Annotated in this window: 14 protein-coding genes; 7 read left to right on the plus strand and 7 right to left on the minus strand. The window is 64.6% G+C overall.

The genetic code is table 11. From position 1 onward, the window contains the following. Positions 1–2 precede the first annotated feature (2 nt). Positions 3–599 carry a hypothetical protein gene (locus CAG34_RS29215; RefSeq protein WP_085590705.1) on the minus strand — a complete coding sequence of 199 codons (597 nt, stop codon included), beginning with the start codon at positions 597–599 and terminating at the stop codon, positions 3–5. Positions 600–799: 200 nt separating this feature from the next. Between CAG34_RS29215 and CAG34_RS14305 the strand changes: the two genes are divergently transcribed. From CAG34_RS14305 to tsaA, 4 genes are all read left to right on the plus strand, one after another. Continuing rightward, positions 800–1,252: a GNAT family N-acetyltransferase gene (locus tag CAG34_RS14305; protein WP_025340277.1), complete on the plus strand. Its 453-nt coding sequence runs from the start codon at positions 800–802 to the stop codon at positions 1,250–1,252. Positions 1,253–1,329: 77 nt separating this feature from the next. Next, on the plus strand, positions 1,330–2,040 hold the full coding sequence (locus CAG34_RS14310; protein ID WP_013973831.1) for an rRNA pseudouridine synthase: 711 nt from the start codon (positions 1,330–1,332) through the stop codon (positions 2,038–2,040). Positions 2,041–2,088: 48 nt separating this feature from the next. After that, positions 2,089–2,550 (plus strand): DUF1456 family protein, encoded by a 462-nt coding sequence (locus tag CAG34_RS14315; protein WP_013973832.1) that lies wholly within the window; start codon positions 2,089–2,091, stop codon positions 2,548–2,550. Between the two features lie 6 nt (positions 2,551–2,556). Then, positions 2,557–3,249, plus strand: coding sequence for a tRNA (N6-threonylcarbamoyladenosine(37)-N6)-methyltransferase TrmO (gene tsaA / locus CAG34_RS14320; protein ID WP_085590707.1), 693 nt, complete (start codon positions 2,557–2,559; stop codon positions 3,247–3,249). Between the two features lie 180 nt (positions 3,250–3,429). Here the strand turns inward: tsaA and CAG34_RS14325 are convergent, their stop codons facing one another. The 4 genes from CAG34_RS14325 to CAG34_RS14345 all read right to left on the minus strand — a co-directional run bounded on the left by CAG34_RS14325 (position 3,430) and on the right by CAG34_RS14345 (position 7,940). Further along, a complete protein-coding gene (locus tag CAG34_RS14325; RefSeq protein ID WP_025340279.1) occupies positions 3,430–4,752 on the minus strand; it encodes a dicarboxylate/amino acid:cation symporter in 1,323 nt (440 codons plus the stop codon). A gap of 411 nt (positions 4,753–5,163) precedes the next feature. After that, positions 5,164–6,510, minus strand: a complete 1,347-nt coding sequence (locus tag CAG34_RS14335) for an ATP-binding protein (RefSeq protein WP_085590711.1) — start codon at positions 6,508–6,510, stop codon at positions 5,164–5,166. After that, entirely contained in the window at positions 6,507–7,184 is a 678-nt protein-coding gene (locus CAG34_RS14340; RefSeq protein ID WP_025340281.1) for a response regulator, read from the minus strand. The genes CAG34_RS14335 and CAG34_RS14340 overlap by 4 nt, the downstream gene beginning before the upstream one ends. A gap of 150 nt (positions 7,185–7,334) precedes the next feature. Next, the gene (locus CAG34_RS14345) at positions 7,335–7,940 is read right to left on the minus strand and encodes an outer membrane beta-barrel protein (protein ID WP_013973837.1); all 606 of its coding nucleotides are present in this window, start codon (positions 7,938–7,940) and stop codon (positions 7,335–7,337) included. A 129-nt stretch (positions 7,941–8,069) separates the two neighbouring features. On the opposite strand from CAG34_RS14345, the gene CAG34_RS14350 reads away from it, so the two are divergent. Together CAG34_RS14350 and CAG34_RS14355 are read left to right on the plus strand one after the other, a co-directional pair. Further along, complete coding sequence (locus CAG34_RS14350; protein ID WP_085590713.1) at positions 8,070–8,861, plus strand: dienelactone hydrolase family protein; 792 nt, start codon at positions 8,070–8,072, stop codon at positions 8,859–8,861. A 178-nt stretch (positions 8,862–9,039) separates the two neighbouring features. Next, positions 9,040–9,741, plus strand: coding sequence for a 4'-phosphopantetheinyl transferase (locus CAG34_RS14355; protein ID WP_085590715.1), 702 nt, complete (start codon positions 9,040–9,042; stop codon positions 9,739–9,741). Between the two features lie 3 nt (positions 9,742–9,744). On the opposite strand, the gene CAG34_RS14360 is transcribed toward CAG34_RS14355, so the two are convergent. Both CAG34_RS14360 and CAG34_RS14365 read right to left on the minus strand, forming a co-directional pair. After that, positions 9,745–11,352, minus strand: coding sequence for an ATP-binding protein (locus tag CAG34_RS14360; protein ID WP_085590717.1), 1,608 nt, complete (start codon positions 11,350–11,352; stop codon positions 9,745–9,747). Next, the gene (locus CAG34_RS14365; RefSeq protein WP_085590720.1) at positions 11,349–12,047 is read right to left on the minus strand and encodes a response regulator transcription factor; all 699 of its coding nucleotides are present in this window, start codon (positions 12,045–12,047) and stop codon (positions 11,349–11,351) included. The genes CAG34_RS14360 and CAG34_RS14365 overlap by 4 nt, the downstream gene beginning before the upstream one ends. Before the next feature lie 830 nt (positions 12,048–12,877). Between CAG34_RS14365 and CAG34_RS14375 the strand changes: the two genes are divergently transcribed. Next, the gene (locus CAG34_RS14375) at positions 12,878–15,757 is read left to right on the plus strand and encodes a ribonucleoside-diphosphate reductase subunit alpha (RefSeq protein WP_085590722.1); all 2,880 of its coding nucleotides are present in this window, start codon (positions 12,878–12,880) and stop codon (positions 15,755–15,757) included. The last annotated feature ends 95 nt before the right edge of the window (positions 15,758–15,852 follow it).

Raw genomic sequence — 15,852 nt, forward strand, 5'->3', positions numbered from 1 at the left:
AGTCAGCTCCTGCTGTTGTCATCACCCGGTTCGCCTGCGGCATGCTCACCGCGGTCATCACCCGGTTCGCCACCCAGATGGTCGCCACGATCATCACCAGGTTCACCACCAACGTGATTGCCGTGGTCATCGCCAGGCTCACCGCCAACATGATTGCCATGATCGTCCCCGGGCTCACCGCCAACGTGATTGCCATGATCGTCACCGGGCTCACCGCCAACGTGATTGCCGTGATCGTCCCCAGGCTCACCGCCAACGTGATTGCCATGATCATCACCCGCTTCAGCGTGGTTGCCGCTGCGCCCAGAGTTCGAGGAGCCGTCATGGCCGCGCCCACTGTTGCCGGCATGGCCATCTCCATCCCCGCCAGCGCCGTGGCCGCCGCCTTCACCGCCATGGCCGCCACCGCCGTGACCACCGCCGCCACCGCCATGGCCACCACCGCTACCTCCGTGACCACCACCGCCACCACCACCATCCTTGGCGTAGGCGCTGGAGCCATTGGATATCGAGTCTGGGATCAGAACGATGGAAGTCGACAGCACGCCAGCAACGGCAACCGCCAATAGCGCCTTTTTGAACAGCACATGTATTTGCATATTTCGTCTCCAGGTCGTCGCCATGAGAAACGCCAAATCAAGCCGGGAATCCTGTGTTCGGTTCTTGCCTTTCATTGTGTGGGAATTTTTCCCACGGGAAAGTAATAGACCGCCAAACCCCGAGGTTCAAGCAGCGCACCGGGAAGCCGACCGGCGGTTGCCCTGCTATGTTTGCCTTATCGTCATGGAGGAACACCGGCATGCATTCGGTACTGACGCTGCAAACCCCGCGCTTGAGTGACTACGGCGAACTGGTACAGGTGTGGGAGGACTCGGTACGCGCCACCCACGACTTCCTGCCGGATTGCTACATCGTCTTGCTGCGCGACCAGGTGCTGCGTCGCTACCTCGATGCAGTGATGCTGATCTGCTGCAAGGACCGCCAGCGCATCTGCGGCTTCGCCGGGGTCGCCAACGGGCGCGTGGACATGCTGTTCGTCGCACCGAAGTACCGTGGCAAAGGGGTTGGCAAGCGCCTGCTGCACTATGCGATCGACGAACTGAATGCCGAGCGCCTGGACGTCAACGAACAGAACCCGCAAGCCTTGGGCTTCTACCTGCACGAGGGCTTCGAGGTGATCGGCCGTTCGGAAACCGACGGCCTGGGGCAACCCTACCCGCTGCTGCACATGCGCCTGCGCAAAACGGCGTAAATGACACAGATTCCCAGCCCCTCTGCCGCGCGGGCAGGTACAATGCAGGTCTTTCCCTGCCTTTGCGAATTGCCGTCATGTCCGAACCCGTCCGCCTGTCCAAACGCCTTATCGAGCAGCTTGGCTGCTCCCGCCGCGAGGCCGAGCTGTATATCGAGGGCGGCTGGGTCACGGTCGATGGCGTGGTGGTCGAGCAACCGCAGTTCAAGGTCGAGCAGCAACGCGTCGAACTGCTGCCGGGTGCCCGTGCCGAAACGCTGGAACCGGTAACCCTGCTGCTGAACCAGCCGGCCAGCGTGGACAGCGAAACCGCCCGCGCCAGCATGAACATGAGCAACCTCAGCGAAGCCCACCGCGAAGGCGTGCGCGCACTGCACGGGCATTTTGCCCGGCAGGCCTGCGTGGCGCCGCTGGAGCGCGGTGCCAGCGGCCTGCAGGTATTCACCCAGGACTGGCGGGTAACCCGCAAGATCGACGCCGACCTGCGCCGCCTGGAACAGGAATTCATCGTTGAAGTGCGCGGCGAGACCACGCCCCAGGCGCTGGAACGCCTGGCGCGCGGTGCCACCCGCAATGACCGCGAGCTGCCTAAAGCCAAGGCCAGCTGGCAGAACGAAACCCACCTGCGCATGGCCCTGAAAAACCCGCAGCCAGGGCAGATCGCCGAGCTGTGCGCCTACCTGCGCCTGGAGCTGGTAGGCATGCGCCGCATTCGCCTGGGTGGCGTGTCGATGGGCAAGCTGCCCCTGGGCCAGTGGCGCTACCTGGCCACTACCGAACGTTTCTAAGCAATACGCCGCGCCACAGGTGCGGCACCTGAACAGGATTCTGCAACAATGAACCACAACGACGTCCTGCGCAGCCTGCGCTACATGCTCAAGGTGAATGACGCCAAGATGGCCGAAATCATCGGGCTATCCGGCCTCGACGTGCATCCCCTGGTGCTGGCCACCTACCTGAAGAAGGAAGACGAGGAAGGCTTCGTGCGGTGCCCGGAACGGGTCATGGCGCACTTTCTCGACGGCCTTGTGATCCACCGCCGCGGCAAGGATGACAGCCGCCCGCCGCAGCCGATCGAGCTGCCGGTAACCAACAACCTCATCCTCAAGAAGCTGCGGGTGGCCTTCGAGCTCAAGGAAGATGACCTGCATGCGATCCTCAAGTCGGTCAACTTCCCGGTCAGCAAACCCGAGCTCAGCGCGCTGTTCCGCAAGGCCGGCCATGACAACTACCGCCCTTGCGGCGACCAGCTGCTGCGCAACTTCCTCAAGGGCCTGACCCTGCGCGTGCGCGGCTGATTGGCCATGCAGCATACGGTTACCCCGGTCGGCATCATCCGCTCCTGTTTCAAGGAGAAGTTCGCCATCCCGCGCCAGCCGCAACTGGCGCCCGCCGCACGCGGCGTGCTCGAGCTGCTGCCGCCGTTCGACCAGGGCGATGCGGTCGAGGGGCTGGAGCAGGTCAGCCATGTCTGGCTGCTGTTCCTGTTCCACCAGGCACTGGAAGACAAACCCCGCCTGAAAGTGCGGCCACCGCGCCTGGGCGGCAACAAGAGCATGGGGGTGTTCGCTACCCGCGCCACTCACCGGCCCAATGGCATCGGCCAGTCGGTGGTACGCCTGGAAGGCGTGGAGCCAGGGCGCCTGCTGTTGTCTGGCATCGACCTGCTCGACGGTACGCCGGTGCTGGACATCAAGCCGTATGTGCCGTACGCCGATAGCATCGCTGGCGCCAGCAACCAGATGGCCAGCCAAGCGCCCGCCGCGATCGCCGTGCAGTGGGGCGACAATGCCCTGCCCCAGGCCCGCGAACATGCACTGCGCCTGGGTGAACCACTGGTGGAGCTGATCGAGCAGTGCCTGGCGCAGGACCCACGGCCGGCCTACCAGGTGCCGCCGGCCGAGCGGGTGTATGGGGTGAAGTTCTGGGATGTGCAGGTGCGTTGGCACTACCCGCAACCGGACGTGATCCGGGTGCTGGAGGTGGTGAAAGATTGAGGATCACAGGCCCGGCCCTATCGCCGGCAAGCCAGCTCCCACAGGGACCGCACAATGCTCAGGCCTGTGGTGATCCTGTGGGAGCTGGCTTGCCGGCGATAGGGCCGGGCCTGAAAGCACAATAATCACCCACAAAAAAGGCGACCCTGAGGTCGCCTTTTTCTTTTCACCATCCCGCGATCAGCGAGCCGGGCCTTCAGCTACGCCCAGGTCGTCGGTCGGACGAGTATCGACCAGCGGCGCACCACCGGAGGCCAGCTCCGATGCCAGCTTGTCGTTGTCCATTTCCTTCACCCACTTGGCCACGACCACGGTGGCAACGGCATTGCCAACCAGGTTGGTCAGGGCGCGGGCTTCGGACATGAAGCGGTCGATGCCGAGGATCAGCGCCAGGCCGGCAACCGGCAGGTGGCCAACGGCCGACAGGGTGGCGGCCAGGACGATGAAGCCCGAACCGGTAACACCGGCAGCACCCTTGGAAGCCACCAGCAGCACCAGCAGCAAGGTGATCTGGTGCGTGATGTCCATGGTGGTGTCAGTGGCCTGGGCAATGAACACCGCAGCCATGGTCAGGTAGATCGAGGTGCCATCGAGGTTGAACGAGTAACCGGTCGGGATCACCAGGCCAACCACCGACTTCTTCGCACCCAGGCGCTCCATCTTGGCCAGCATGCGTGGCAGGGCCGATTCCGAGGAGGAAGTACCCAGCACGATCAGCAGTTCTTCACGGATGTAGCGGATCAGCTTGAGGACACTGAAACCGTGGGCGCGGCAGATACCGCCCAGCACCACCAGCACGAACAGCAGGCAGGTGATGTAGAAGCAGGCCATCAGGTAGCCCAGTTGCACCAGCGAGCCAACGCCGTACTGGCCGATGGTGAAGGCCATTGCACCGAAGGCACCGACCGGGGCCAGCTTCATGATCATGTTGATGATGTTGAACATGACATGGGCGAAGCGGTCGATCATGTCCAGCACCGGCTTGCCGTAGCTGCCCAGGCGGTGCAGGGCGAAGCCGAACAGCACGGAGAACATCAGCACTTGCAGGATGTCGCCGTTGGCGAAGGCGCCGACCACGGTGTTGGGGATGACGTTGAGCAGGAAGCCGACAGTGGTCTGCTGCGCGCCGGCGGCGGCGTAGGCAGCCACGCTGCTGGCGTTCAGGGTGCTGACGTCGATGTGCATGCCAGCGCCCGGCTTGACCACGTTGACCACGACGAGGCCGATGATCAGGGCGATGGTGGAGACGATTTCAAAGTACAGCAGCGCGTAGCCGCCGGTCTTGCCGACCGACTTCATGCTCTGCATGCCGGCGATGCCGCTGACCACGGTACAGAAGATGATCGGGGCGATGACCATCTTGATCAGTTTGACGAAGCCGTCACCCAAGGGTTTGAGGGCGACGCCCGTCTCCGGGTAGTAGTGGCCGAGCAGGATGCCGATGGTGATGGCGACCAACACCTGGACATACAGGGATTTGTACAGCGGCTGACGTGTCGTCATGGCTAATTTTCCTCAAGTGTGCCGGTTCACCCTTCCCAGGGCGATGGGGCACCTGAATCGCTAACCCTCCTGCACCTGGAGGGATTTGTCGTTGTGTTCGAGCTGCCTGGGCAGGCCTCTGCGAGGATCAATAGCAAGGGTGGTGCCAAAATGCCCACCAAGGGTGCAAAGGCTGTATTTGCGAGGGATAAACGCCCAACGACGGGGCGACTTGCCTGAGGAAGGCTGGCGGATTTCCGCCCGGTGGCGGGATTTGTACAGGGGCATTGGCGGGAATCCGCCCATTGTGGTTTGCCTGTGCCGGCTCTTTCGCGGGCTTGCCCGCTCCCACAGGTACTGCACAGGGCCTGAGGGCAGTGCGGATCCTGTGGGAGCGGGCAAGCCCGCGAAAGGGCCGGTACAGGCTACAAATCAATCGAGGTTGAAGGTGATCCTGAACGCCGCGCCCCCCAGAGGAGAATCCCCCAGGCTCAGCTCGGCGTCATAGCTGTCGACGATATCCTTGACCACCGCCAGCCCGATCCCCTGCCCCGGGTGCTGGCTGTCCAGCCGCTCCCCACGCTCCAGAATCCGCTCACGCTGGTCCGCCGGCACCCCCGGCCCGTCGTCCTCGATGCACAAGGTCAACTGCCCAGGCGCCTGCTCCAGGCTTACGCGCACCTGGCCCAGGCTCAGGCGGTAGGCGTTCTCCAGCAGGTTGCCCAGCAGCTCCAGCAACGCGCCCTGCTCCATCGGCACCTGCGCCGCATCGGGCAGTTGCAGCGTCACCTCCACCCGCTTGTCCCGGTACACCTTGGCCAAGGTGCTGCACAGGCTTTCGAGCAACGGCCGCAGCAACACGCTGTGGCGTACCAGGCCGCTCTTGCGCAGGCTGGCGCGTTGCAGCTGGTAGTCGATCTGCTGGCTCATGCGCTCGATCTGGCTCTGCAGCACGCGCGCCTGCTCGCGCTCGCCGCTACGCTGCTGCAGGCTTTCGCCCACCCCCTGCAACACCGCCAGCGGCGTCTTCAGGCTGTGCGCCAGGTCATCGAGCGAATCACGGTAGCGCTGACGCTGCTCGCGCTCGCTGCGCAACAGGCGGTTCAGCGAGCCGGTCAGGCGCAGCAGCTCCCGTGGGTGTTCGCCACTCAGGCCATCCCGCACGCCCGACTCCACGTCGTCCAGCTCGCGGCTGAGCCGGCGCAACGAACGCAGGCCCCAGGTCAGGCCGGCCCACAGCAGCACCAGCAGCGCCAGCAAGGCCGCGCCAAAGCCCAGGTAGAGCTTTTCGCGCAGGCCATCGAGGGTGTGCTGGTATTCGCGCACCGGTTGCAGGGCAACGATGCTGTAGGCGGCGCTCTGGCCACCCAGCAGCTTGATCTCGACGTCATAGACGAAGAACTCTTCGCCATCAGCCTGGTGAATGCGGGCGAATTCGTTGCCGCGGCCGTCGTAGCGCGGGCGGTAGTTGACGTTTTGCGCGGCGGTTGCCCGCGACTGCCAGACCAGCTTGCCGTCGCGGTCGAAGATATAGCCGAGCAGGCCGGTGTACGGCAGGTTGTAACGCTCGTCCGGCAGCAGCGTCGGCATCTGCAGTTGGCCGTGTTCGATGCGCGCAGCGGAAATCAGCGTGGTCACATCCGAGGCCAGGCGTTGTTCGATCGACTCCTGCAGGGCCAGGCTGAAGGCCTTCTGCAAGGCCGGCAGCAGCGCCAGCATGAACAGCAGCGCCAGCACCGCGGCCGCCAGCATCAGGCGCACCCGCAGCGAACGGATCATCGGCAGCGCTCGGTGAACAGGTAGCCCAGGCCGCGCACGGTGTCGATCGGTTTGAAGCCGTGCTCGCCCTCGAGCTTGCGCCGCAGGCGGCCGACCAGCACTTCGATGACATTGGGGTCGCGTTCCTCGTCACCGGGGTACAGCTGCTCCATCAGGCGGTCCTTGGCCACCACCTGCTGGTGATGGCGCATGAGGTATTCGAGGATGCGGTATTCGTAGGCGGTCAGGGCCAGGGGCTGCTCGTCCAGCGTCGCCTGCTTGCGGTTGAGGTCGAGCACCAGCGGGCCGGCGGCAATGGTCGACTGGGTAAAGCCGCTGGAACGGCGCAGCAGGGCGTTCAGGCGTGCCTCGAGTTCTTCGAACTGGAACGGCTTGACCAGATAGTCGTCGGCACCCGCGGCCAGGCCCTCGACCTTGTCCTGCCAGTTGCCGCGGGCGGTGAGGATGAGAATGGGGAAGGTCTTGTCCTGGCTGCGCAGGCGCGTGATCAGCTCCAGCCCGCTGATGCCGGGCAGGCCCAGGTCGATGATGGCAAGGTCGAAATGGTATTGCCCGGCCTGGTACAGCGCCTCCTCGGCATCGGCGACCGCCTCGACCACATGGCCGCTTTCGCCCAGGCGGGTGTAGAGGTGATGGCGAAGCAGGGCTTCGTCCTCGACCACCAGCAGTTTCATGTGCAGCTCCTTGATATGTATTGCCTGTACCGGCCCTTTCGCGGGTAAACCCGCTCCCACAGGTACTGCACAGGTTTGAAGAACTGCGCGATCCCTGTGGGAGCGGGTTTACCCGCGAAGAGGCCGGTACAGGATAACCCGGCTCGCCCGTCAGAACTTGTAGCTTGCAGCCAGGTAGGTCTGCGCGCTGCTGGTCAGGCGCAGGGTGCCGTCCTTCGGCCCGCCGTGCGCACCCACTTCGGTGGCGGCGTTGGTACGCAGGTAACGGTAGCCCAGTTCCACCGAAGCCTTGTCGGTGATGTCCTGGATCACGCCGGCCTGCAGGCCATACGCGTAACCGTAGTCGGTATCCCGGCTGGCACCCGGCGAGTCCTGGGTCAGCTTGGTCACGCCCAGGCTGCCGCCGCCGAACAGCTTGGTGGTGTCACCCACCGGCAGGAACAGGTCGTAGCTGCCCAGCAGGTTTTCCTGGCGCAGCTTCAGGCCGCTGTGGTCGCCCGAGACATTGTCGTAAGTCATGTAGTAGCGGCCCTGGTCATTGATCTTGCCCACGCGCACGCCCCAGGTGTCGTCCTTGCCGATGATGCCGTCGGCGTTGAGGTGGTCGGTGTTGCGCTGCAGCAGGCCGGACTTGCGAACCTTGTCGCTGGTCTGGCCGTAGGTCAGGCTGGCGAAGTTGTCGTCAGCGGCCTGGGCAGTGGTGATGCCAGCGGCGCAGACGGCCATGGCGGCAAGCAGGGTGTTGAAGGTTTTCATGGCTGGATACTCCAGTTGAGTGCGCTGTTTCGGTCTGGAAGCTAGAGTAAGCAGGGCACCCTGAACCGCGACTGAACCCTGGCTGAACCTCGGCTGAACGAACCGTTTGCAGAACAAGGAGTAGTGACCATGCGCGCCCTGCTGGCCTTGACCCTGATGTGCAGCGCCGCCCTCACCCAAGCGGCGGTACAAACCCGCGAGATCCCCTACCAGGACGCCGACGGCAACCGCCTGGTCGGCTACTACGCCTATGACGACGCTATCGAAGGCAAGCGCCCCGGCATCGTCGTGGTGCATGAGTGGTGGGGGCTGAACGACTACGTCAAGCGCCGCGCCCGCGAGCTTGCGGCGCTGGGCTACAACGCGCTGGCCATCGACATGTATGGCGACGGCAAGCAAACCGAACACCCTGCCGACGCCAAGGCGTTCATGACAGCGGCGACGAAAGACCCCAAGGCCGCGGAGCGGCGCTTCGATGCCGGCCTGGAGCTGCTCAAGCTGCAGCCCAATACCAACAAGCACCAGTTGGGGGCAGTGGGTTACTGCTTTGGCGGCAAGGTGGCGCTGGATGCCGCGCGGCGAGGGGAAAAGCTCGATGGCGTGGTGAGCTTCCACGCCCCGCTGGTCACGCAGACACCGGCCAGGCCGGGCGTGGTGCGGGCCGATATCCTGGTGGAGCATGGTGCGGCGGACTCCCTGGTGACCGAGCAGCAGGTGGAAGCGTTCAAGGCGGAAATGGATGCAGCCAAGGTCAACTACCAGTTCGTCAGTATTCCCGGGGCCAAGCACGGGTTCAGCAACCCGGATTCGGACCGCATGGAGCACGGTGAACATGGCGGGCCGGATATTGCCTACAACAAGGCGGCGGACGAGAGCTCCTGGGCGGATATGCAGGCGTTCTTCAAGAAAGTGTTCAAGTAAACAACGCGAGGGTCCGCTTTGCGGCCCAATCGCCGGCAAGCCAGCTCCCACAGGGGCCGCGCAAAGCTTGGGCCGTGCACTGTACCTGTGGGAGCTGGCTTGCCGGCGATTGGGCTGCAAAGCAGCCCCTGCGATTCGATCTCCCACACCGTCGCCTCGGCTGGCACAATACCCCCCCATGAACACACTCCCCGCCTGCTGCGCCCCGCTCCAGCACCACTGGCCCCTGCCCCGCCCACTACCCGGCGCGGTGCTGGTCAGTTGTTACTTCGACCCGGCCCGCCTGGCACCCGACGACTTCCAGCGCGCCGGCGTCGTGCCAGGCGCCAGCCTGCAGCGTTCGGTGGCCAAGCGTCAGGCCGAGTACCTGGCCGGCCGGGTATGTGCCCGCGCCGCGCTGCAGCGCCTGGACGGCCGTGACTACGTGCCCGGTACCCACGAGGACCGTTCGCCCATCTGGCCCGCCGGCATCCACGGCTCGATCACCCACGGCAAAGGCTGGGCTGCCGCCGTGGTTGCTGCCGAGGGCAGTTGCCAGGGCCTGGGCCTGGATCAGGAAGCACTGCTGGAGGACCAGCGTGCCGAGCGGCTGATGGGCGAAATCCTCACCCCGCCCGAACTCGAGCGCCTGGACCGCCGCCAGCTCGGCCTTGCCGTCACCCTGACCTTCTCGCTGAAGGAAAGCCTGTTCAAGACGCTCTACCCGCTGACCCGCCAGCGCTTCTACTTCGAGCACGCCGAAGTGCTGGACTGGTCCGCCGAAGGCCTGGCCCGCCTACGCCTGCTCACCGACCTGTCGCCGCAGTGGCGGCATGGCGCCGAACTGCAGGGCCAGTTCTGCCTGCAGGACGGCCACCTGCTCAGCCTGGTCAGCGTCTGACCGTCACAACGGTGCCTGCTGCCGTGGCCAGTTCAGGCTGAAGCAGGCACCGCCCAGCGCGGCGCTGCGCCCCACCGTGGCCCGCCCCGCGTGCCAGTAGATGATCCGCCGCACGATAGACAGGCCCAGGCCATGCCCGCCCGAGGCGCGGGTACGGCTGTCGTCAAGGCGGGTGAACGGTGTGAAGATGCGGTCCCAGACGCCCTCGGGGATGCCCGGGCCGTCATCCTCCACGTCGATGCGACAGCGTTGCTGCCCCAACTGGTAGCTCAGGCGCACCTCGGCCTCTGCGTGGCGCATGGCGTTGCCCACCAGGTTCTGCAGGGCCCGGTGCAGGTAGCGCGGTTCGGCTTCGACCCAGGCGCCTTCGCCATCCGCGCCCTGGCACTCACCACGCACCACCCGTACCTCGGCACGCAGCGGCGCAAGCTCTTCGATCACCCGGTCGAGCAAGGCGTCCAGGTCTACCCGCTCGAACTTCAGCGCCGGTGCGCCCTGCTCCAGGCGGGCGTAGGTGAGCATCTCGTCGACCAACTTGTCGAGGTCCTGGATATCGCCGTCCATGCCCGCCAGGTGCTTGGCCCGGGCCTGCTCGGTGGTGGCACTTTCGATCATCTCCAGGCCAAAGCGCAGGCGTGCCACCGGCGTGCGCAACTCGTGGGAAACCGCCCGCACCAGCTCGCGCTGCATGGTCAGCGAGCGCTGCAGGTGCTCGGCCATGCCGTTGAAGGCCGCAGCCAGGCGCCCCACCGAGTCGGCATCGCCGGCCGGCACACGGGTGTCCAGGCTGCCCTGGGCGATGCGCGTGGCGGCAATCTCCAGGCCCGACACGCGCCGCTCCAGTTGGCGCACCAGCAGGTAGACCACCAGGCCGATCAGGCACAGGCCAAGAAAGGTGATCAGGACCAGCAACTGCGGCGGATACGGGTTGAGCTGGTACAGCGGGCCGATTTCCAGCACCCAGGGCGAACCCGCCAGCCCGGCGAACACGCGGATCGAGTCACCATCCTTGCCCAGGGCCATGACCGTGTCGCCCTCCTCGACCCGGCGCCGCTGGTCATCGTCCAGGCTCACCCGCTCGATGCGCTGCAGGGCCACGCCAAAGCCGAAGCCCTTTTCTTTCTTGATCTGCGCCAGGCGCTGCTGCTGTTCGGTCACCGGGTAGCGCACCAGTTCGTCGGCCAGCAGATAGAGGGTGGCCCGCGCCAGTTGCTCGCTGATCTGTTTGATCTGCGCTACCAGCATCAGGTCTTCCTGACCGACCTTGCGCAGCACCTGGGCCGCATGCGGGCCGGTCTTCTCGACCACCACCAGGCCGCGGTACAGGCGCGCCCGCTGGCCGCCATCGAGTGTGCGCGCGGTCATCGGTTGCAGCGCCAGCGGCACGCCGAGCAGGCGCTCCCAGATCAGCAGCGAGCGCTTGCGTTCGGTGTCGTTCTGCAGCGCCAGATTGTCGGCCATCAGGCTGAAGGTACCCTGGGCCAGGCCCTCGCGGTGCTGGGCGGCACGCACTTCGTTGACCAGGTGCAGGCTGAGCACCCCGAGCAGGGCCACCAGCACCAGCACGGCCAGCATGCCGCCATAGATGCGCAGGAAGATCGAGTTGTTCATGGGGCCTCGCCGACGAACAGGTAGCCCTTGCTGCGCAGGGTCTTGATCAGCCTTGGCTGGAGCGGGTCGTCGCCGATCTTGGGGCGGATTCTGGAAATGCGTATGTCGATGGAGCGGTCCTGGCCGTCGTAGCCGACGCCACGCAGAGCAGTGAAGATCTGCTCGCGCGTCAGCACCCGCCCGGCGTTGCTGGCCAACAGCCAGAGCAGGTCGAATTCGGCGCCGGTCAGCTCGATCAGCTGTTCCCCCAGACGCGCCTCGCGCAGGCGATTGTCGATGCGCAGCGCGCCGAAGGCCAGGTCCTGGCGCTTGCTGTCCGGTGCTTCGCTGCGGCGCAGCAGGGCCTGAATGCGTGCCAGCAGCAGGCGTGGGCGTACGGGTTTGCAGACGTAGTCGTCGGCCCCCAGGTCCAGGCCCTGCACCTGGTCGAGTTCATCGCTGCGGGCGGTCAGCATGAGGATCGGGCCGGGGTACTGGCTGCGCACCCGGCGGCAGATGCTCAGGCCGTCCTCGCCGGGCAGCATCAGGTCGAGAATGACCAGGTCGGGCTGGCTGTCGACGATGCGCCGCGCGGCGCGGGCGCCATCGCCCTCGACGCTGACTTCGTAGCCGTTGGCCTGCAGGTACTCGGCGGTGAGCTCGGCCAGGCGCTGGTCGTCTTCGACGATGAGGATGCGGGGTGCGGGGTGGTCCATGGCTTGTGCCTTTTGTTTGTTGTTTTTCTATGGCCTGTGCCGGCCTATTCGCGGGCTCGCCCGCTCCCACAGGGACCGCGCCCCTTTCAAGGCTTGCACAGTACCTGTGGGAGCGGGCGTGCCCGCGAAGGGGCCGGTGCAGGCAACATAACCCTTTAACCAAAAAGCAACATCCCCTCGGAATACTACGGCTGCCATGCGGTACTGCCAACCTGCCAGCAGCCCCTAGACTGAACCGTTTTTTGTGATAGGGTTCGCGCCCGAAAAATTCTGCCCCGGGGCAGCAAGGCGCAGAAAAATACTGCAAACCACTTGGCACAAGGCCTACAGCGAATACCCACCATTCACTCACAAAGTACGCACAAGTTATCCACAGGCGCTCGCCTTGCAAAGCCCCCGATACCGCATTATCTTGTATCCCGATCGCAGCGAACCACTAGATATAGGGGTTCGTGCAAAATCACACACAAAAGTCAACCCGCAAAATCAAGCGATTTTTTCGGGTGAACTTCAAGTGATTCCAGCAGCCAAACCGCTCCTGCGGAGGCGACCGAGGCAAGCCCTTCCAGGGCCTTGTTCGGGTATGGGTGTTACAGGCCAGGCCTGGCATCCATCAGCAACAGTTTTTGGGCCCGGCCCAGAACCTTTGACTTCGGCCAGGGAGCGGCGAGCCAATTGCCCTTATTCCTGAGTCTGTCCCGAAGTTGGTACGCCCGCGCGGGCGGATGCGCATGCATTGCCCATCCCCGCCGGGCCATCGAGCAAGTGGACGGAACGGTGGGCGCCCAAAAGGCGCCTGAACAATATAGAAACTGTGGAGACACCCACTCATGCAAACCGACACAACTCGCGAGAACCCGCAGGCCAAGGTGCCGCAGGCCGCCGATTCCAACCAGGATCTGGCCGCCACCGCTCCCGGCCAACTGCGTGTGATCAAGCGTAACGGCACTGTCGTCCCCTACACCGACGACAAGATCACCGTGGCCATCACCAAGGCGTTCCTCGCAGTTGAAGGCGGCACCGCCGCCGCTTCGTCGCGCATCCACGACACCGTCGCGCGCCTGACCGAGCAGGTCACCGCCACGTTCAAGCGTCGCATGCCATCGGGTGGCACCATCCACATCGAAGAGATCCAGGACCAGGTCGAACTGGCCCTGATGCGCGCCGGCGAGCAGAAGGTCGCCCGTGACTACGTGATCTACCGCGAGCAGCGCGCCAAGGAGCGTGCCACCCGCGTCAACACCGAGTCCGTGGTCGAGCCGCACCCAAGCATCCGCATCACCCTGGCCGACGGCAGCCTGGCGCCGCTCGACATGGCCCGCCTGAACACCATCATCAGCGAAGCCTGCGAAGGCCTGGCCGAAGTCGATGGCGACCTGATCCAGCGCGACACCCTGAAGAACCTGTACGACGGCGTGGCCATCAAGGAAGTCAACACCGCCCTGGTGATGACCGCCCGTACCCTGGTCGAGCGCGAGCCGAACTACTCGTTCGTTACCGCCCGCCTGCTGATGGACACCCTGCGCGCCGAAGGCCTGGGCTTCCTGAACGTGGCCGAGAGCGCCACCCACCACGAAATGGCCGACCTGTACGCCAAGGCCCTGCCGGCCTACATCGACAAAGGCGTCGAGTTCGAGCTGCTGGACCCGGCCCTGAAAGGCTACGACCTGGACCGCCTGGGCAAGGCCATCGACCACGAGCGTGACCAGCAATTCACCTACCTGGGCCTGCAGACCCTGTACGACCGCTACTTCATCCACAAGGATGGCGTGCGCTTCGAGCTGCCACAGGTGTTCTTCATGCGTGTGGCCATGGGCCTGGCGCTGGAAGAGAAAGACAAAGAAGCCCGTGCCATCGAGTTCTACAACCTGTTGTCGTCCTTCGACTACATGGCCTCGACCCCGACCCTGTTCAACGCCGGCACCCTGCGCCCGCAGCTGTCCAGCTGCTACCTGACCACCGTGCCGGACGACCTGTCGGGCATCTACCACGCGATCCACGACAACGCCATGCTGTCGAAATTCGCCGGTGGCCTGGGCAACGACTGGACCCCTGTGCGTGCACTGGGCTCCTACATCAAGGGCACCAACGGCAAGTCGCAGGGCGTGGTTCCGTTCCTGAAAGTGGTCAACGACACCGCCGTTGCCGTCAACCAGGGTGGCAAGCGCAAGGGCGCCGTGTGTGCCTACCTGGAAACCTGGCACCTGGACATCGAAGAATTCATCGAGCTGCGCAAGAACACCGGTGATGACCGTCGTCGTACCCACGACATGAACACCGCCAACTGGATCCCTGACCTGTTCATGAAGCGTGTCTTCGATGACGGCAAGTGGACCCTGTTCTCGCCTTCGGAAGTGCCAGACCTGCACGACCTGACCGGCAAGGCCTTCGAAGAGCGCTACGAGTACTACGAAGCCCTGACCGAGTACAACAAGATCAAGGTGTTCAAGACCATCCAGGCCAAAGACCTGTGGCGCAAGATGCTGTCGATGCTGTTCGAGACCGGCCACCCGTGGCTGACCTTCAAGGACCCGTGCAACCTGCGTTCGCCGCAGCAGCACGTGGGCGTGGTCCACAGCTCGAACCTGTGCACCGAGATCACCCTGAACACCAACAAGGACGAGATCGCGGTCTGCAACCTGGGCTCGATCAACCTGCCGAACCACATCGTCGACGGCAAGCTGGACACCGCCAAGCTGCAACGCACCGTGAACACCGCCGTGCGCATGCTCGACAACGTGATCGACATCAACTACTACTCGGTGCCGCAAGCGCGTAACTCGAACTTCAAGCACCGCCCGGTCGGTCTGGGCATCATGGGCTTCCAGGATGCGCTGTACCTGCAGCACATTCCGTACGGCTCCGATGCTGCCGTCGAGTTCGCCGACAAGTCGATGGAAGCGGTCAGCTTCTACGCCATCCAGGCGTCCTGCGACCTGGCCGACGAGCGCGGTGCGTACGAGACCTTCCAGGGTTCGCTGTGGTCCAAGGGCATCCTGCCACTGGATTCGCAACAGATCCTGATCGAGGCCCGTGGCGCCAAGTACATCGACGTCAACCTGGAAGAGTCCCTGGACTGGGCCCCGGTGCGCGAGCGCGTCAAGAAAGGTATTCGTAACTCGAACATCATGGCCATCGCGCCGACCGCGACCATCGCCAACATCACCGGCGTGTCGCAGTCCATCGAGCCGACCTACCAGAACCTGTACGTGAAATCGAACCTGTCGGGCGAGTTCACCGTGATCAACCCGTACCTGGTCCGCGACCTGAAGGCCCGTGGCCTGTGGGACTCGGTAATGATCAACGACCTGAAGTACTACGACGGTTCGGTGCAGCAGATCGAGCGTATCCCGCAAGAGCTGAAGGACCTGTACGCCACCGCGTTCGAAGTCGAGACCAAGTGGATCGTCGATGCCGCCTCGCGTCGCCAGAAGTGGATCGACCAGGCCCAGTCGCTGAACCTGTACATCGCCGGCGCCTCGGGCAAGAAGCTGGACGTGACCTACCGCATGGCCTGGTACCGTGGTCTGAAGACCACCTACTACCTCCGTGCCCTGGCCGCGACCAGCACCGAGAAGTCGACCATCAACACCGGCAAGCTCAACGCCGTTTCCAGCGGTGGCGACAGCGCCCCGGTCCAGGCAGCCGGCCCTGCGCCAGTGCCGAAGGCCTGCGCGATCGACGAGCCTGACTGCGAAGCCTGCCAGTAAGGCCTGAGTGCCGCGCGGGGTGCCCACGGGCGCCCCGCGCGGCATTTTTGTATCCGCCCTGCGCTGAAACCGGCCGCGTAACTTCGGTCGAAGAA

Origin of the sequence: Pseudomonas sp. B14(2017) (genome assembly GCF_002113255.1) — a bacterium.
GTDB lineage: Bacteria > Pseudomonadota > Gammaproteobacteria > Pseudomonadales > Pseudomonadaceae > Aquipseudomonas > Aquipseudomonas putida_Z.